This is a genomic window from Shinella sp. GW821-FHT11G07 (assembly GCF_058808115.1).
In genome coordinates, this window is sequence record NZ_JBXARJ010000022.1 from 34,963 (window position 1) to 53,574 (window position 18,612).

The following is an 18,612-nucleotide window of genomic DNA, read 5'->3' on the forward strand; positions in this document are numbered from 1 at the left end:
CCCCACTCCACCAGGACCGATGCCGCCTCGCCCTCATGAATTTTGCGCTATCGGCGCGAATGGCTGGACCGCGCGATTTCACCACTGTTTAACATCAGTGAACTGGGCCTTCTCCTTGGCACGACAAGAGGTGTGTTCGAGATGGGATCGTCGATGACGAGGGCCCGCAGGCCGAAGACATCTTCAACCAGTTTTTCCGTGACGATTGCGGCGGGCGCGCCCTCCGCAAAAATGTTTCCATCCTTCATGGCGATGAGATGAGACGCGTAGCGGCAGGCGTGGTTGAGGTCGTGCAGTACGGCGATGATCGCGCGGCCTTGCGCATTGAGATCGGCAAACAGGTCCAGCATCTCGATCTGGTGGGCGATATCGAGGAAGGTAGTCGGCTCATCAAGCAGCAGAATTGGCGTTTCCTGGGCGAGCACCATGGCGACCCAGACGCGCTGGCGCTGACCGCCGGAGAGCTCGGAGACGAGGCGACCGGAGAGGCCGGCGACATCCGTGGCGGCCATGGCCGCGCCGACCGCGGCCTCATCCGCCTTCGACCATTGCCGGAAGAAGGACTGGTGCGGATAACGCCCGCGCGCGACCAGATCCGCCACCGTGATACCCTCCGGAGCGACTGTGCTCTGCGGCAGCAGGCCAAGCTTTTGCGCAACCGCCTTTGCAGGCAGATCACCGATGGACTTGCCATCAAGCACGACCCGACCCTGCGACGGTGTGAGCAGGCGCGATAGTGCGCGCAGCAGCGTGGACTTGCCGCAAGCATTCGGCCCGACGATGACAGTAAAGGAACCGTCAGGTATCGCGACGGACAGGTCCCGCGCGATCGTTCGTTCATCATAGCCAAGCGTCACCGCATCGGCATGGAGGGGCATATCGGACGGGTGGGGAGATTGTGTCATGTGCGGCCCTCCCGGACGAGCAGCCAGAGGAAGTAGACACCACCGATACTGACGGTCATGACGCCGACTGGCAGTTGCGTAGCAAAGGCGTGCTGCGCGGCCCAATCTGCAGCGGAAAGCAGAAGTGCTCCCATCACGGCCGACGACAGCAGCGGGACACCGGCCGAATGGATAAGCCGCCGTGCAATCTGCGGGGCGGCGAGCGCGATGAAGGCGATGGGGCCAGCCGCCGCCGTGACGGTCGCCGTCAGTGCGACACCGAGCACCATTAGCGAGAGCCGCACACGGTTCGCGTCGACACCACTGGCCCGCGCTGCATCGTCGCCCATCTCCAGCTGCCGCATCGGCCGCGCGAGCAGAAGCGTCAGCGGCACGATCACGCAGAGCACGACGACCACGGGGACGAGCTGTTCGACACCGAGACCGTTCAGCGAGCCCGCCCCCCAAATCGCGGCACTCATTGCCACCTGAAGATCAGCCTCCCGGATCATCCAGGCATTGACCGCCGACAGCATCGCCGAGACGCCGATGCCGACGATGATCAGGCGGAAACCCTGCACGCCGCGTCGATAGGCGAAGAGGTAGACGGCGAGTGCCGTGACGATGCCACCGATAAGCGCACCTGCCGCCGTCTCATAGTAGCCGCCCGATAGGAGAAGCATCACTACGAGTGCGCCTGTATAGGAACCGGCAGCAAAGCCGATGATGTCCGGCGAGCCCAGCGGATTGCGCGTCAACGACTGGAAGATTGCCCCGCTTAAACCCAGAGCACCTCCCAGAAGCAGGGCAAGCATCACCCGCGGCAAACGCCATTCGGTGACGATCATCAGCACCATCGCCTCGCCATGGCCGAAGACTGCGCGGACCACGTCGGCAAATGGAATGGCATAGGTGCCGCTTGCCAGGGAGAGCGCGGCGCTACAGAGCGCCAGGACCAGAAGAACGGCAGCGACGCCGAGAGTGCGCAGATCCAGCAGGAAAGACAGGTGATCGCCCAAGACCCGTACGGCCAGCACCGGCCGGCCAAAAACGATGGGAGACCGGTGGTCTTTCTTCATAACCCGCTCGCTTGCCTGCGCCGGGCCAGCAGGATCAGCACGGGCCCGCCGAGAAAGGCGGTGACGATGCCCGCTTCCAGTTCGCCAGGGTAGAGAACGAGACGGCCGGCAATGTCGGCGCAAAGCAGCAAGACCGCTGCGAAGACCATGGTCAGTGGGATGATGCGGCGCTGGTCGGGGCCTGTAATCCAGCGCACGACATGCGGCACGATCAAGCCGATGAAACCGATCGGACCAGCGGCTGCCGTGCCCGCACCGGCAAGCAGCGTGACGGCGACCACAACCAGGATACGGGCGCGCAACACATCGGCGCCGAGCGAACGGGCAAGGTCGTCGCCGAGGGCGAGAGCATTGAGCGAGCGAGCGGCGGCGAGCGCGATCAGCAATCCCAGGCCGATGAAGGGTGCAACGGTCGCAACCGCATGCATGTCGCGGCCGGCAACCGAGCCGACAGACCAGAGGCGCAGCACATCGAAGGCCTGCGGGTCGAGCAGGGTGATCGACGAACCGATGCCGCCAAGGACCGCCGACAATGCCAAGCCCGACAGCACCAGGCGCACCGGTGTCATGCCGTTCCGCCCCCTCCCCCCCAGCGCATGGACGGCGAGCGTGACCACGATCGCACCGGAGAACGCCGCCCATAGATAGGCATCGATCGACTGGAAGCCGAGCAGTCCGACCGCAACCGTCACGAAGAACGCCGCCCCTGCATTGACGCCGAGAATGCCCGGATCGGCCAAGGGATTGCGCGTAGCCGCCTGAATGAGCGCCCCCGACACCCCGAACGCAGCACCGCAAAGAATGGCCAGTGCTGTTCGCGGCAGGCGGTAGTCCCGAACGACGATATGGTCCGAGGAGGACGCATCGTAGGAAAACAGGGCGTCGAGCGCGATAGGCAAGGCGATCGGACGCGTGCCCAGCACGAGGCTTGCCGCCGCAAAGACAGCGAGCAGAAAGAGACCGACCAACAACCAGGCTGCTTGTGAAGGGGCGGTGTAACCCGATGCGGGTTGCCCCGCGCGATCACCCGCCGCGAGAAAAGCGCTCATACCCGCGCCTGCCCCTCGATCCAGTAGCCGACGGCATCGATGCGGGTCTTGTCAAAGCCAAGCCCATCGCGGAAATGTGCGCGGCAGGCGGCGGCGGCCTTCGCCTCGCCGGCAATATAGATATAGCCCGGCCCCTCCGGCAGCTCTCGGATCGCGCCAGCGATGCGCGGCAGTTCGGTATAGCCGGGCCGTTCAGGCTTCAGCCCGTGGCAGGCATGCCAGGTGATCGTCACGCTCGCTACCGTCTCGATTACCTGCCGATCCGCCTCCGACGGCACCTCCACATGCACGATGGCGCGAAACCCAGCCGGCAATTCCTCCAGCACCCGACCAACCGCCGGCAGCCCGGTAATGTCGGTCAGCATCATCAGCCAGCGACTTTCCCTCGGCATCCAGAATCGCCCCTCCGGATTGCAGATTCCGACCACATCTCCGGCCTTTGCGCCCATCGCCCAGCCGGCCGCCACGCCGCCCTCATGCGCGACGAGATCGATCACCATCTCGCAGGTCTTCGGATCCCAACGCCGAACCGTATAAGGCCGGTTCGGGCAATGCTTCGAGCCATCCGGCCGGCCCCATTTGCCGTTCTCCATCAAGACCGGCAGCGTCACCGGCGTCTCGGCGTCCGGCTTCAGCGCAAGCCGCAGCCACTCGTCGGGATGTCCGCTCGCAACCAGCCTTTCCCCGCCATGGACCTTCAGCAAAACCCGCACCATGGACGGTGTGAAACGCTCGACCGACAAGGCCGTAGCGAAGAAGTAGTCCTCCACGTAAGGATCGTGATCGTGGTCATGGTCCTGCGCAGCTGAGAGCGCACCGGCATTTGTTGTCATATCATTCTCCTCCTGCCCGAGCCGCCGCTTCCGCAAGGCGGGGTACAAATCGGGGAAAGCCATAGGGAACCGACAGGACGCTGAGCGCGGAGGTCGACCAGACCTCGACCGGGTCCTCCAGAGCCACATAGGCGCCGCGCTTCACCGCTCCCAGCGTCTTGAACAACGGCTGCGCCTCTGCCGCCGCGCGCGCGCCGGGCGCGTACCACATGACCAGGATATCGGCATCGAGCATGTCGATTGTCTCCAGGCTGACCTCGATGGAACCCCGGCCGGCATTGGCGGCGGAAAGCGCCGCAATCCCGGGTGATGCCTTAAGCCCCAGTTCAAGCAAGGCGACGACACGGGGATCTTCCTGAAGATAGACAACGATGCCCGAAGCACCGGCAAAGTAGGTTCCGAAAGTAAAGGTCTTGCCGCGCAGGATCGGCCAGCCGTCACCCATCGCGGACAGGGACGATGCGGTCTTCTCGATCAGCGCCTTGGCTTCAACACTTTTGCCGAGTGCGTCGCCCACCAACTCCATCTGTTCTTTCCAGTCGGCCGACCAAGGTGCCGACCGATAGACGATCGTCGGCGCAAGACGCGAAAGCCGCTTGTAGGCGTGATCGTCAACGCCGGAATAGATCGCCAGAATGAGATCGGGCCGCAATTCGGCGATTGCCTCATAATCGAGGCCACCATCAAGGAGATGCGGCCGGGTTCCCGCCAACCGCTCTACGTTCCAAGGGAAGATACCGCTTTCGAAAAAACGATACCGCGGCATGCCAACTGGTATCCTGCCAAGCGCGAGGACAGCATCCTCGCTGCTCCAACCGAGCGTCATGATCCGCTCTGGCGCCTTCGACACGGTCGTCGTGCCGAAGGCGTGCTGAACATGTCGCGGGAATCCGTCCTCAGACCGGGCAGATCCGACAACCAGCAACACCGCCAGCGGGAGGAGAATGATTCTCACAAGCGGGGGAAAAGACACCATGAGCTTTGCAGTCACCGTCGCCGATTTCCGTGGGCCGCATTTATGGCCTCCGAAGACAGGTGCGCTGGATTCGGGCGCGGTAAGCATTCAGAAACGGCAACTACCATTGGAAACTCAGGTTGGCGTAAACCGAGCGCGACTTTCCATAGAAGCAGGAATTGATGTTGCTGCAGCCGTTCACATAGGTCTTATCGAAGAGGTTTTGCGCGGTGATGTTCAGTTCCAGCCCTTCCAAATCGGGGTTGCTCTTCCCGAAATCATAGGAAACCGCTGCATCGACCACAGTGTATGATGGGTACTTGAAGCTATTGGCATCATTACCATACCCGCTGCTCGAATGACGCACCCCTGCACCCAGGCCGAGACCGCTAAGCGGACCATCCTCCACACGGTACTTCGCCCAGAGCGAGAGGTTCACCGGCGGCATGAATCGGACCTTGTTTCCCTCTGTCCCGTCATCCGCCTTGGAATAGACCGAATCCGTGTAGGCAGCCGTGGCGATGAGATCGAGGCTGTCGAACACGGTGGCCTTGCCTTCGATCTCGACGCCCTGAACGTGTATTTCCCCTCGCTGGGAGGGCAGGAAGGTCAGGCTGTCATAGGTCGGCACGTTCTGCTGCTTGAGATCATAGGCGGAGACCGTGATGAGGGCGTTGTAACCCACCGGCTCGTATTTGATGCCGACTTCCGTTTGCTGCCCGGTTGTCGGCTTGAAAGGATTGTTCTGCCCGTCAAAGCCGGAATAGGGCATGAAGGAGGTGGAATAGCTCACGTAGGGCGCAAGGCCGTTGTCAAAGAGGTAGATCAGGCCGGCGCGGCCGGTAAACGCGGTATCTGTCTTCTTGCTGACGGTCGATGTGAGAAGGTCCTCGTCAGTTTGCCATGCCCAATCATAGCGCCCGCCAAGCGTCAGGATCCAGTTGTCCCATTTGATCTGGTCCTGGAGATAGATGCCGAGCTGGCTGATCCGATTGTCCCAACGGGCGCCCACAGTCGGCTCCTTGTAGGATCCATAGTCGGGATTGAAGACGTCCAGCGGCGTGTTGCCGAAACCATAGCGGCCCGTATAGTCGTTGCGGAACCACTTGTAGTCGGTGCCGACGATCACCGTATGTTCAACTGCACCGGTCGAGAATTCGGCCTGCAGATTGGTATCGGTGGCGAATACCTGATTGTCGGACGAATAGTCGATCGCGTTGCGCCTCATCTTCGTGTAATCGACCACGCCGTTGGTTTCGACATAGCCGCCGCTGAAGAACGTGCGATAGGAATCATCGACCGAGATGTATTTCGCATTGTGCCGAACCGACCAGACATCGTTGAAACGGTGCCTGAAGTCGTAGCCGATGATTGCTTGCTCGCGATCGTAGCTGTTATAGGCTGGCTCGCCGGTGAACAGATCCCGATCGATCTTTCCAAACGGCCCCGCCTCCACCGTTCCGATATAGGGAAGCGGCTGGTAATCCGGCACCCCACCGTCCTTCTGATAGTGCGAAAGCACCGTGAAGGAGGTGTCCTCGTCCGGCTTCAGCGTGAAGGAAGGTGCGAGCAGCAGACGATCATCCTTCGTATAGTCGATGTTCGTCTCCGTGCGCGTCGCCACGCCCGTCAGACGATAGAGGATAGCGTCATTGTCAGCGACAGGGCCGGAAAAATCGAACGCGCCGTAAGCGCGGCCGTCGGTTCCCGTCCCTGCGACGACTTCATGGAAGGGCGTATCCGTGGGGCGCTTGCTCACCATGTTGACGATGCCGCCCGGATAGTTCTGGCCGTAGAGGACCGAAGACGGCCCCTTCAGGACCTCCACCCGCTCGAGCAGGTAAGGGTCGATCTGCGGCGAGCCGCCGAGATCGCCGATGTAAGGCAAATATGTGCCTTCGAAATAGAGCGGCGTCGGCGCGAAGCCGCGTATCTCGATGTTGTCGAAAGCGCGGGTGGATGCGCTGCTGCCGCCGACGTGAACGCCGGCCGTGTAGTTCACAGCCTCCTTGATGGTTTCCGCACCGCGCGCCTTGATCTCGTCGGCCGTGATCACCGAAATCGACTGCGGCACTTCAATCAGCGGCGTGTCGGTTTTCGTGCCGGTCGCCGAACGGCTGGCAACGATGCCTGCGACAGGCCCCCAGGCGCCCTCCTCCCCTTCGACTGTAATGGTCTCGAGCGCGGTCGAATTGCCGGGACCGACGGAGCCAGTGACACCATCGACCGGACCGACCAGTGCTGCAGAGCCCGGCGCGCCGATCCTGACGGTGATGCCGGTTCCCGCGACCAAGCGATGCAGGGCGCTGCCCGCGGTCGCACTCCCCCGAATGCCGTCGGACTGCTTGCCGCGAACCAACGCCGAGGAATAGCTGATCTGCCAACCGCTCTGGCGAATGAAGGCATCCAGCGCCGAGGCCAGCGATTGCGGCGATATGTTGAAGGAGATCGCCTGCGAGGCGGAGGCGGCGGGCTGGCTTTGTGCCATCGCCGATGTCTGGATGACGAGAGGTGTGGCGCCGAGAATGGTGGTCGCCAGCAACATTTGAACGGCTTTGCGCGCACCGCTGCTTGCTCCCAGTCGCGCCCTATACGATTTTGACTGCCCCATCGTCATTCCGAAATACCCTCATTTAACTCACCCGAGGGTCGATCCGCATTGCCCAGACCGCTGCCCTCAATTTGGTTGACGCAGCGGGTCTGGAAATCCGGCAAAAAAAGTTGCCTTTTTAACGAAGGATTATCACACCCCCTGGAATGCGGGTCATTCTGATACCTGCGGCATCCGCCAGGCTGCGCAATGCCCCTTCGATATTGTCCAGGCGATAGTTCCCTGAAACGATAAGCCGCTCAGCTCGATCGCTCATTACGAACACGCGTCCGCGATAGTAGCGGCCTAGTTCCGTAACCACTTTACCAAGCGTTACATCATCGAAGGAAACACGGCCGTCTCGCCAGGCAAGGGCATGGCCGGTATCGACATTGGCGACCTCCGATAGGGCAGCGGCGGACGCGGTCACGGTCTGTCCGGGCTGCAACTGGGCTTCGCCGCCGGCGCTGCACAGACAGGTCACATCAACCCGGCCCCGTTCCAGGACCACGGCTGTTTCCGCCTCGTCGGTGCGCACGGAGAAAGCCGTTCCCTTGACCTCGACTTCACCATACGCGCCCGCCACCTGGAACGGGTGGTCTGCATCGTGAAGGACATCGAAGAACGCTTCGCCCTTCAGCAGCCGAACGCTTCGCCGGCCACCCTCGAAATCCACCGCAACAGCGGTGTCCGTGTTCATGATCATCCGGGAGCCGTCCGCAAGTGCTACGACCGATTGCTCGCCGGGTGTCGTGATATAGTCTGCCTGCCAAGCAAGGACAGCACTCGGTCCTTGCCACGCCCCTGCTGCAACAAGGATCGAGGCGGCAGCGGTGATCGTCTTTATCGGCCACCGTCGGCGGCGGTCGTCTGCGCCTTCTGTACTCGCCGGCGCATCGAAAGTGTCGAGCCCGGCGACCGCCTGTTCGAAGACTTTCGAGCCCCACATTTCCTTGAGCGCGCGAAACTCATGCTCGTGCCGGGAATCCTGCTTCAACCATTCTTCGAACCGAGCGCGCAGGTCCGCATCCGCCTTACCAACTTGAAGGCGCGTGAACCAGTCGAGAGCGGCGTCGACGATCGGATCGTCATGGACGAAATCCACCTCCCGCTCATGCCGATCACCAAATCTATTGCGTCCCACCAAAGCCATCCAATCCCGCGTGCGATGCGGTTCCTTCTATCCTAGACGTATGGACAGCGGAAAACCGGAAAACACTCACCTCTTTCTCATCTAAACCCAAAAAATGGGCGGCCCGCCCACCCTTGGGCCGCCGCCCGTCATCCTTCGTGCCGGGCAATGGCATCCCGGCAATGCGCCATCGCCATCTTCAGATCGTTGAAAACCGTGCGCTCGGAAACACCGAGGTGCTCGGCAATCTGGTGTTGTGGCCAATTCTCGACGCGGCTCAAAATGAGAACTGCCTGTGCCCGCTTCGGCAACCCTTGCAAAGCCGCTTTGAACGCCGAAAATCTCTGCCGCTCGATAATGGCATCCTCGATCGAAACGACCTGGCTCGCCACTGTCTCGGCCGCCGTCTCTTCCAGGCCACTCGTCTCGACAGCGGCACGCGTGCCTGTCTTACGCAAATGGTCGAGGGCGAGGTTGCGGGCTGTTTGATGCAGGAAGCCTTCGGGATGCTCGACGGTCCCCTCGTCGAAGGCCCGTTTCGCGCGAATATACGTTTCCTGGGCGAGATCCTCGGCCGTATGAGGGTCGCGAACGATACGCAGGACGGTCCACAGGAGCGACCGGCGATGCAAGGCGAAGAGAGCGTTGAGCGCCGCCGACATCGTTACCTCAAGAAGGGACGATCGGCGCACCAGACCCACGCACAGCCGACCGCCAGAACGTCGCGCCTTCGACGCCGTTTCGTGGGGATTGTAATTGCTGCACGTTCGGATTCCGCTGCTATGAGACCTCCGCCGTCTGTCCGAGAGCGGATGCGAACCCAAATACACGAAAAAGATGATTAAGAAAGTAAACTTTTAGCCCGCATGTTTTGCGGCCGAGTGTGGTGTGGATAGCTATCGAAGAGATCAGAACTAACGACCCTGTTATTGCAAAGTTCGTCCGCAGCGGAATCTCTAGACCAGACATGGGCTTGGCCCGAGTGGCTGGTTGGGTGTCCGCTCTCCATTCCTGGAAACAATCAGGGGCATCGACAATCGGACGCGGCAAGCCGGGTCCTGATTAGGCACGCAGACTTAGCTCTGGGTCAGGGTCGCCTTTCGGCTCTGATCCAACTTTTGGGGGTTGCCAGTTGAAGAGCCCGATTCAGGTCACAGTGCAACCACCACATCGCCGATTGGCCGCGTCGTGCAGGCCAGCACATAGCCACCCTGCTTATCGCCATCGGTGAGCGCATGCCTGTCACGATCGGCACAGCGTGCGGAAAGTCTCCATTCGCCCTCGATCACCCGACAGCGGCAGGTGCCGCAGATTCCCGCCTCGCAATCCGCCGCCAGTTCGATGCCATGCTCACGCGCGATCTCCAGCAAAGTAGCAGTATCGTTGCCCTCGACAATCTTGCCACTTGCGCCGAACGTCACCCGATAAGGCTCCGAAATCTCCGTTGCCGACTGATCGAAATCTGCGCCGAAACTCTCTTCGAGAAAGATGGCGCCAGGCGCGAAACCCTGCTGCAAAGCCTTCGCTACCGCGCGAAATCCTGCCGGGCCGCAGCACAGCGTGGTGCGTGCGGCAATGTCGCGGCAGACCGCGGCAAGCATCTCTTCATTCAATCGTCCGGAAAAAACACCCGAACGCGATTGCACCGCTTCGCGAGCCGCCGTCAGGTTCCAGCTCACATGCAGCCGACCCGACATCTGCCGACTGAACGACGCCAATTCATCCTCAAACGCCATGTCTTCAACTGTTCGTGCACTATGATGAAAGACAACGTCATACGGCAGGTCGAGATCGACGATATAGCGCAACATTGAGATCATCGGCGTGATGCCGCTGCCCGCCGACAGCATTAGCAGCCGTGGAGATTGCCCAGCGGCATCCAAATGAAAGTGACCGCTGGGTGCCAGTGCCGGCACGCGGTCACCGGGCCTGAGATTGTCGTGCAGCCAGTTGGAGATCCGGCCGCCGGCCACACGCTTGACGCTCACTGAAAGATGATGCGGCCGCGATGGAGAGGAGGATATCGTGTAGTTACGCCGCACGGCCTCGCCATCGACATCGAGCAGCAGCGTCATGAACTGACCTGGCCGATAGTCGATTGCCCCGCCGTTCTCGATCCGGAACCGGAAGGTCGCCATCTCACCGGTCTCGTGGGTGATGCCCATGCAGATGAGCGACAGTGGACCCTTTGTCTTTGTGGCAGCGAACAATGGACGCGGCTTCGCTATGGTGGCAGGCGCAGCTTGCAGCGCCACGGGGGTCTTGCGGGACAGAACAGTAATTTGGTCATCGACAAAGATCCTGCCGCCGTGCCGCGGAATCAGGAACTGGCCGAAGTAGGGCTTGCCGTCCTCTCCGCGCCGACGCTTGGCCAGTGTCGCCAGAGGTTCGCTATCGCTGCGCGCCGCGCCGGTGACGGGATCTAACGTCGTGACCACGCAACGATCGCATGGACCGGCAACCTCAAACGCGACGTCACCGATGTGAATATGATGCCAGCCATCCTCCTCGAACGGCAGCGCACCGCGGACAACGACATTGGGCCGGAATCGTGCCATTTCGACCGGCCACTCCATATGATCGTTGAGGTCGGCTAGTGACGCCTCGCCGATGAGCAGCAAAGGGGCCGTGTCGGCAAAACTGACGACCCCACCCTCGCCGAGCGCCAGAGGCCTCACTGTTCGCTCTCCTTTGATCACCAGCCTGCAGGCATGACCTAGATAGGCCGAAAGCCATGAAGCGACGCGGCTTCCTGCGTCGAGAACCTCGACATACTCGCCCCAGACGCTGGCGCCGGCATAGTGCGCGGGCGCCAATTCGGCACGCGAGAAAATACAAGCTCCGGCATCAGGTGCGGAGAGGATCACGACATCGCCCTCCAGGCTGCAGCGCAGGCTGAGCAGGGCGGGAAACTTGCGTGAGGTCAGGCATTCGCCCTGCGCATCAGTCACCATCATCCGGCGGTCGCCGGCAAGGCCTTCCAGCTCGACGCTAGCAGTCCAGACATCGACGGCTGATGCCGACTTCAGGGGAAACAGAAACAGGCCACCGACCCGAATATCTGCAGGCATCACCATAGTCCTCAGTTTGCACGGATGGCGACTACGCCGAAGGTCAACGAGCGTTCGCCATCCCTTTAGCGCGCCGCGCTACGGCACAGACGCCACTTTGTATTTCGTTATGGACACATCTAAAGTGCGATCGCAGATCGCGCAATGTGTCACCAACATCTTACAGGCTATTTTCTTACATGCATAAACTTGCTAGAAAAATAGCAACTCATGAAATGCGAAAGCCTCCGGAAACTGGTCGCTCTTCGCGGGAGTGGAATCGGCAAGGCCTAGAGACACGGAACATAGAGATGTCAAAGAATCCGACAATCGGGCTCGTCGCGGTAGAAAGTGAGCCGCTGCACGAAAAGGTCTATCGAGAGATCGTGCGCGCCCTGATTTCTGGCCAGTTCATGCCGGGCCAGAAGCTGACGTCGCGAAAACTCGCACAGGAACTCGGCACCAGCGACATGCCCGTGCGCGCCGCGCTGATGCGGCTGCAGGCCGTGCAGGCGCTGAGATCGCTACCCAATGGAACCCTCGAAGTTCCGCAGATGACGGCATTGAGCTTTGCGCAACTGATGGACTCGCGCATTGTCATCGAAGCCGCCGCAGCCGAAAAGGCAGCCGCCCACATCAACGGCAACAATCTGCGAACCCTGCGCAGGCTGAGCGACGAGCTTACCAACGCAGCAAAAGCAGGCGACATCCGCCAGTATCTGGCAACGGACTACAGCTTCAAATCTTCGATCTATCAGCATTGCGAAAACCCGTCTCTGCTGTTTCTGATCGAAACGATCTGGATGCAGGTCGGCCCGTTCCTGCGCCATTTCGGCGATGGCTTCGCTGCGCCGCTCGCCGACATCCTGGCGATGGATCACCATGCGCGAGTGCTCGAAGCACTGGTCGCGGGCGACGCGGGCCGTGCGCGAGAGGCGATTACTCGCGACATCGGCGAAAGCGCCGCGTTCCTGCTGAAACACGCCACCTTCGCACCGGAATAAAAAAGCTATCGGGCATCGAGATGATCGCGGATGGCATGTACGACGGACAGGAACTCCAGCGTCCTCTCGTCGCTGACGAATTCCGGCCATGTCGAGAGCTTGACGACCGCAAAGGCGCTCGCCGGATCGACATAGATGAACTGGCCGAAAATTCCCCGCGCCATGTAGGATCTGCGGGCCGTATCCTCGATCCAGATCTGGTTGTGATAGGCCCCATTCGGCAGCGCGACCCGATAAACGCCCTGGAACAGCGCGTCCGATGCATTGCGTGTCGCCTCGATCCAGGCCTCCGGAATGATCTGCCGCCCATCCCGCCGTCCGCCATCCAGAAGAAGCTGGGCGAGACGGCCGTAGTCGCGCAGGCTGGCGCAGAAACCGCCGTCGGCAAGGGCCGCACCGCCGTTGTCGACCGTGATATAGGCGTCCTCCGCAGCGCCCATCGGAACCCAGAGTTCGCGGCTGATCAGTTCGGCCAGCGACGTCGCTGTCACCCTTTCGAGGATGAAGCCCAGAACGTCCGTTTCGATCGAGCGGTACTTGAACAGCGCACCATGCGGCCGTTCCTGTTCCTTCAGCGACAGGATCAGCTCCCACACCGTGCGCGGCCAGCCCGGCTGGTCATGCACTTTCCAGCCGCATGCGAGATCGAGCTGCTGCATATGCGAGCCGGGCGTGATGTAGGATTCGTCGAAGACCACGCCCGTCGTCATGTCGAGCACATGCTGCAGGGTCGCCCCCTTGTAGGCCGTGTCGGCGAGTTCGGGCAGGTAGTCCGTTACGGGTGCTGCGACATCCAGCACGCCGCGGCCGACGAAAATGCCGATAAGCAGGCCGACGATGGTCTTCGTAACCGACATGGCCAGATGCGTGCCGTGCGGCGTCATGCCGTTAAGATAGGTTTCCGCCACCACGGCGCCGCGATACAGCACGAGAAACCCATCCGTGTAGCTGGCGGCAACGAATTCGCCCACGGTCCGGCGTTCGCCTGCGAATTCATAGACGACGGCATCCACAGCCTCGGGCCGGCCGGGCAGCGGCATCGAAGGTCCCTCCCCGCGCCAGACCTGCGCCGTCGCGGTCATCTCGCGAACATGCTGGAACGTCCAGCGGTGATGGGGCGGCATGTCCCAGTCCTGGCGCGAAATGATGGGCGCGCCCGGCTGCACGGGATCGCGGAATTTCATGGTCTCTGAATTGTTCATCGCAGTCCCCACGCAAGATGCAAAAACTGCTGGAAAAATCGCACTCATTCATATTCTTTGCAAGCAGTTTTCATCGAGAAATCTGGAAGAGGACTGATAATTTATCATTGATAATACGATATTTTTTACGAAACTTCGCAAAAAATCGCTTCCCCATTGCGCGATTTGCGATCGCACTATAATAGGATGATTATCCTGAATTCCGGCAGTGTCGCCCACGACATCAAGCCCTGCATGACGAGATATCCAGATGGCATCAAGCGTCGCTACCAGAGCAGACATCGACCTCGCGAACTGGCGCGCCAGGCCCTACTCGACGTGGTCGTTCCAGAATGTTTCCGAGCTCGTGCCGTCTGCGATCGTTCGCGGCACACGCGCGTCCGAAGCGCCGCCGCTCGAACTCGGCAGCTTCGCCAAACTCGGCATCGAGACCCTGTCCGGCGAGACGCGCGGCCTCGCCGATTTTCTTGCCGAAAGCGAAAGCGATGCGCTGGTGATCATGCGCCGCGGTGAGGTGATCGCCGAATGGTATGCCGGTCATTGCGACCCGGCCAAGCCGCACATCATCTTCTCGATCTCGAAATCCGTCACCGGCCTGCTGGCCGGCATCCTCATGGATCGGGGACTGCTGTCGCCTACCGACCTGATTTCGACCTACCTGCCCCAAGCGACGGGGTCGGCCTATGGCGACCTCAAACTGGTCGACCTGCTCAACATGACGGTGGCGGTGGATTTCAACGAAACCTATCTCGACAGAAGCGGCGACTACGACCGCTACCGCCGCGCCATGCTGTGGAACCCGGAACGGCCGGACGAACCGACGGTGACGCTCCGGCAATTGGTGTGCTCGCTGCCGAGGGCGGTGCATGCGCATGGCAGCCGCCACGCTTATCGCTCGCCGAATGCCGACATGGCGGCGCTTGTCATTGAAGCGGCCAGCGGAGAGCGCTATGCCGATTTCCTCGGCACCGCGCTGTGGCGGCCCCTCGGGGCCTATAGCGACGCACAGATCACTGTCGATCGCGCCGGCAATCCCCGCGGATCGGGCGGCCTGTCGGTCACGGCCCGCGATCTTGCCCGGCTGGGCGAGCTGATCCGCATCGGCGGCGGCGGCATCCTGTCCCCCGCCCTGCTCGACGAGATTTGGCAGAACGGCGATCGCGCGGTCTGGGCTGCCGGCGACCAGGCGGATACGTTTCCGGGCGGCAGCTATCGTTATTTCTGGTATGAAACCGGCACCGGCGCGCTGGCCGGGCTCGGCATTCACGGGCAAAGCCTGTGGATCGACCCGGCGTCCGAGACCGTTATCGTGCGCCTCGCCTCCGAAAGCCTGCCGATCAACGACGCGCTCGACCAGAAGGTCATCGCCATGCTGAAGGCCGTGTCGGCGGCCTGAGCGTGAGTGGTTATCGTGCCGACAGCACGTTGCGGATGGCATGCCCCGCCGACATAAGCGCCGGCAACAGTTCCGCCTCGGCGCGGGCCCGGTCATAAGCATAGCGCGAATAGGTGACGTGCAGTGCCGCCACCTCTCCGGTTGCGCCGATCGGCAGCGGAACGGAGATGCCGCAGTCGCCGAGCAGGACCTCTTCGTCCGAGGTGGCGTATCCACGCTCGCGGGCCTCGTCCAGCATGTCCATCAGCCGGACGGGATCGGTGGTCGTCAGCGGCGTGAGCGGCGCGCGCGGGCTTTCCTCGATGTAACGCCGGGCAGCCTCGCGGTCCCATTGCGATAGCATCGCCCGACCGCCCGAAGTACAGAACGCAGGGCGGCGGCGGCCGGGAAGACCCGCAAAATGCTGGTGCTGGCCATGCGGCAGGCGAACGAGATAGATGATGTCCCAGCCGTCAATCCGGCTCAGATGCACGCTTTCGCGACAGCGATCTGTCAGCACCGCCATATGCGGCAAGGCCGCTTCCGTCAGCCGGTCGGATCGCAGATAGGCAAACGCCAGGTCCATCATCCGCAACGACACCGCATAGCGCCGCGTTACGGGATCGTGCGCGAGATAGCCGAGCTTGTGCAGGGTATAGACGGCACGCTGCACCGAGCTCCGGTCGCTTCCCGTCGCCTGGGCCAGTTCGTGGATCGTCTGCGGCGCCGGGGCATTGGTGAAGGCTGCGAGAATGTCCATCGCCTTGCGGACGGAATTGTTGAACAGACGTTGATCAATATCCGGCGCGCCCTCCTCGCTAGAAGGGGGGAGACCGCTGCTGTCTGCTTTCGTGTCCTTCATCGCGTGTCCGTTGGTTCGATGATGCTTTCACCCGTCGGGTGCGGCGGCATCCGCTCCCGGCGAAATCGGGTCTGCGCATCCAATCGCTCCGTCGGGTTCTACTGCAAGAGCAGTGACGATGGAATATGCGGGCGGCCAAACCGTGTGTGAAACGCTGACCGTCCGCCTCATTTGAAATGCATCGGCAAGCATCTCGGCCAAGGCGGGATGGATGATGACCATATCGGACGCGCATTCCACGCGGGGCTGATGGACCGCCTCTTCCAGCGTCATGCCGTGATCGACCACGAAGCCCACGATCTGCGCCACCGCCGACAGCATCCGGCGCGCTCCCACGCCGCCGATGGCGGTGGCGTGCTCACCGTTCCCGACGATGACCGGGCAGACAGGCGTCGGCCAAGTCCTTCTCCGCGCCGGCGCGCCCGGGCTTGCGGGCTCGGCAACGAACGAGAGCATGCCGTCGTTGAGGATAATGCCGGTGTCCGGGGTCATCACGGCAGATCCGAAGACCGATTGAAGCGTTTGGCTGACGCTGCAGAGATTGCCCGCCGCGTCCGCGGTCGCAAAATGCGATGCCCCGTCACGCAGATCGCCGTGCCGCTCCACGTGCTCCGGCAGCGCCGCATCGAGCGCTTGAACGAGGGCGACGTACCAGTCCCGCATCCCTGTTCCTCCACCGGTAGTACCTTCCAGCAGCGACAATGTGCGGCCAAGGGTCCGGCCATAGATCAGGCCCGGAGACACAAACACCTCGGCCTGACGAAACCGAACAGTCTCCGCGGCCTCGATCCTGCCCGACATGGCAGCCAGATCGGCGCGGTCGATGCTCCCACCGAGGTCGGCAATCTCACCCGCCAGCCTGGCGGCGATATCCCCACGATAGAACGCGTCCGCGCCGCCCTCGGCTATCGCCTGCAGCGTGTCGGCCAGCTTTTCCATCGGCAGCCGACGGGATTCGGCGAGGTCGCCGATCGACGGCGGCACACCACCAGGCAGGAATTGTGTCGCCATGACCGGGTCGGCTCCCAGCCGCGCGGCCGATGTCGAGATGACGAGCGCCGAATGCCAGTCGAGCAGCAGGCCGGCCCGCGCCTCCGCGATTGCCGGTGCAAGCAGCTCGGCCCATGGCATGCGACCGAACCGTGCATGCAGAGCCGATATACCGGCGACCGTTCCAGGAACGGCCACCGGATGATCGGCGCCAGACGGGATCAGCCGAGGCGCAAGCAGGCTGAAATCGACGGAATGGACCACGCCCGAGGCCGCATCCCGAAACAGCGCGGCGCCGCCACCGCCGATGCCGCTCATCCAGGGTTCGACGACACCCAACACGAAGGACACAGCGACCGCGGCATCAGCGGCATTGCCACCGGCCGCGAGAATATCCGCGCCGGGCCGCGCCGCGCGGGCATTCTGGGTGACGACCATGCCGTGCTCGGAAAACAGAGCCGGCTTGTAGGTTTCGGTGCGGGGGGAGAGAGACATGCGCATGCCCTGGACTGGAAACGATGCGAGGCCCCGGCAACTGCCGGCCGGGGCCTCCGAACCTTACTTCTTCAGCTTGGTCCACACCTTGTTGCGCAGTTCGCGCGCCTCGGGCGAGCAGGCTCGCGCCGGCCGCATCCGGTCGGCAAACTCGGCCGGCATGTTGACGGCCGCATCCTTGGCAAGGGCCGGATCGATATAGCGCTCCGAGCCCGAAATCGAATTCATGTAGCCGGCGAAATTGGTGACCTCGGCGATGTTCTTGGGATCCATCATCCAGTTTATGAACACCCGCGCATTTTCCGGATGCTGCGCTGTAGTCGGAATGGCCAGGTTGTCGGCCCATTGGGTGAGGCCTTCCTTGGCATAGATGTAGCGCACCGTCGGCACCGCCGCGATGACCTTGTGGGCCGCGCCGTTCCACATGTGGTGCACCGCCACCTCGCCCGCAATCATGCGATCGACGGTTGCCGAGGACGAGTACAGCTTGAGGTCGGCCTTCTGCTTGAGCAGCAGGTCGAGAATCTTCTGCGCCTCTGCCGGCTGTTCGGTGCATTTGTCGAGGCCGAGATAGTAGGCGGCAGCGCTGTAGACTTCGACCTCGTCGTCCAGCGATGCAATCTTGCCGCGCAGCGGACCCGGCTCGAAGAACACCGACCAGCTCTCCGGCAGGTCGCCGCCGGTCTTGGCGGCGTCGTAGACCAGACCCGTCGTGCCCCAAGTATAGGGTGCGGTATAGGCGCGCTCGGGATCGAATTCAGGCGACGCGAAATTGGCGGCGATGTTCTTGCCGTTCGCCATCGATCTGGAATCGATCTTCTGCAGCAATTTCTCCCGGATCATCGTCGGCACGATGTAGTCGGAGGGAATGACCACGTCATAGCCCGCCGCACCGGCCTGCAGCTTGGCGAGCAGCGCCTCGTTGGTGTCATAGAGATCGAGCGTGGTGGCGATACCGGTCTCGGCGGTGAACCGGGCCAGCAGTTCCTCCGGAACATAGGCCGGCCAGAAATAGAGGTTGAGCTTCTTTTCCTCTTCCGCTGCGGCGGAACCAAAGGCGGCCAGTGCCGCGAGACCTCCCAGAAGTATCGTCTTTCCGAATGACATCGCGT

Annotated in this window: 15 protein-coding genes; 2 read left to right on the forward strand and 13 right to left on the reverse strand. The window is 62.1% G+C overall.

The window, feature by feature from the left end; translation table 11 throughout:
* Window positions 1-47: 47 nt before the first annotated feature.
* The 9 genes from AC1RT2_RS29535 to AC1RT2_RS29575 form a co-directional block, all read right to left on the reverse strand.
* Window positions 48-905 (reverse strand): ABC transporter ATP-binding protein, encoded by an 858-nt coding sequence (locus AC1RT2_RS29535; RefSeq protein ID WP_493107708.1) that lies wholly within the window; start codon window positions 903-905, stop codon window positions 48-50.
* A complete protein-coding gene (locus AC1RT2_RS29540) occupies window positions 902-1,963 on the reverse strand; it encodes a FecCD family ABC transporter permease (RefSeq protein WP_493107710.1) in 1,062 nt (353 codons plus the stop codon). The genes AC1RT2_RS29535 and AC1RT2_RS29540 overlap by 4 nt, the downstream gene beginning before the upstream one ends.
* Window positions 1,960-3,012: a FecCD family ABC transporter permease gene (locus tag AC1RT2_RS29545; protein WP_493107712.1), complete on the reverse strand. Its 1,053-nt coding sequence runs from the start codon at window positions 3,010-3,012 to the stop codon at window positions 1,960-1,962. The genes AC1RT2_RS29540 and AC1RT2_RS29545 overlap by 4 nt, the downstream gene beginning before the upstream one ends.
* Entirely contained in the window at window positions 3,009-3,845 is an 837-nt protein-coding gene (locus AC1RT2_RS29550; RefSeq protein ID WP_493107714.1) for a siderophore-interacting protein, read from the reverse strand. The genes AC1RT2_RS29545 and AC1RT2_RS29550 overlap by 4 nt, the downstream gene beginning before the upstream one ends.
* Window position 3,846: 1 nt before the next feature.
* Window positions 3,847-4,671, reverse strand: a complete 825-nt coding sequence (locus AC1RT2_RS29555; protein ID WP_493107716.1) for an iron-siderophore ABC transporter substrate-binding protein — start codon at window positions 4,669-4,671, stop codon at window positions 3,847-3,849.
* A 250-nt stretch (window positions 4,672-4,921) separates the two neighbouring features.
* Window positions 4,922-7,345 carry a TonB-dependent siderophore receptor gene (locus tag AC1RT2_RS29560; RefSeq protein WP_493107718.1) on the reverse strand — a complete coding sequence of 808 codons (2,424 nt, stop codon included), beginning with the start codon at window positions 7,343-7,345 and terminating at the stop codon, window positions 4,922-4,924.
* Between the two features lie 184 nt (window positions 7,346-7,529).
* Window positions 7,530-8,495, reverse strand: coding sequence for a FecR family protein (locus AC1RT2_RS29565; RefSeq protein ID WP_493107720.1), 966 nt, complete (start codon window positions 8,493-8,495; stop codon window positions 7,530-7,532).
* Window positions 8,496-8,671: 176 nt separating this feature from the next.
* Window positions 8,672-9,184, reverse strand: a complete 513-nt coding sequence (locus AC1RT2_RS29570; RefSeq protein WP_493107722.1) for an RNA polymerase sigma factor — start codon at window positions 9,182-9,184, stop codon at window positions 8,672-8,674.
* Between the two features lie 489 nt (window positions 9,185-9,673).
* Window positions 9,674-11,593: an MOSC domain-containing protein gene (locus AC1RT2_RS29575; RefSeq protein ID WP_493107724.1), complete on the reverse strand. Its 1,920-nt coding sequence runs from the start codon at window positions 11,591-11,593 to the stop codon at window positions 9,674-9,676.
* Window positions 11,594-11,772: 179 nt separating this feature from the next.
* Here AC1RT2_RS29575 and AC1RT2_RS29580 point away from each other — a divergent pair, with 179 nt between their 5' ends.
* The gene (locus tag AC1RT2_RS29580) at window positions 11,773-12,576 is read left to right on the forward strand and encodes a GntR family transcriptional regulator (protein WP_493107726.1); all 804 of its coding nucleotides are present in this window, start codon (window positions 11,773-11,775) and stop codon (window positions 12,574-12,576) included.
* Window positions 12,577-12,581: 5 nt separating this feature from the next.
* Here AC1RT2_RS29580 and AC1RT2_RS29585 read toward each other — a convergent pair whose 3' ends face one another.
* Window positions 12,582-13,778, reverse strand: a complete 1,197-nt coding sequence (locus AC1RT2_RS29585) for a serine hydrolase domain-containing protein (RefSeq protein ID WP_493107728.1) — start codon at window positions 13,776-13,778, stop codon at window positions 12,582-12,584.
* A gap of 250 nt (window positions 13,779-14,028) precedes the next feature.
* Between AC1RT2_RS29585 and AC1RT2_RS29590 the strand changes: the two genes are divergently transcribed.
* The gene (locus AC1RT2_RS29590; protein WP_493107730.1) at window positions 14,029-15,174 is read left to right on the forward strand and encodes a serine hydrolase domain-containing protein; all 1,146 of its coding nucleotides are present in this window, start codon (window positions 14,029-14,031) and stop codon (window positions 15,172-15,174) included.
* A 10-nt stretch (window positions 15,175-15,184) separates the two neighbouring features.
* On the opposite strand, the gene AC1RT2_RS29595 is transcribed toward AC1RT2_RS29590, so the two are convergent.
* From AC1RT2_RS29595 to AC1RT2_RS29605, 3 genes are all read right to left on the reverse strand, one after another.
* Complete coding sequence (locus AC1RT2_RS29595) at window positions 15,185-16,015, reverse strand: IclR family transcriptional regulator (RefSeq protein ID WP_493107732.1); 831 nt, start codon at window positions 16,013-16,015, stop codon at window positions 15,185-15,187.
* A 27-nt stretch (window positions 16,016-16,042) separates the two neighbouring features.
* On the reverse strand, window positions 16,043-17,443 hold the full coding sequence (locus AC1RT2_RS29600; RefSeq protein ID WP_493107734.1) for a gamma-glutamyltransferase: 1,401 nt from the start codon (window positions 17,441-17,443) through the stop codon (window positions 16,043-16,045).
* Between the two features lie 120 nt (window positions 17,444-17,563).
* A complete protein-coding gene (locus tag AC1RT2_RS29605) occupies window positions 17,564-18,607 on the reverse strand; it encodes an extracellular solute-binding protein (protein WP_493107736.1) in 1,044 nt (347 codons plus the stop codon).
* Between the last annotated feature and the right edge of the window lie 5 nt (window positions 18,608-18,612).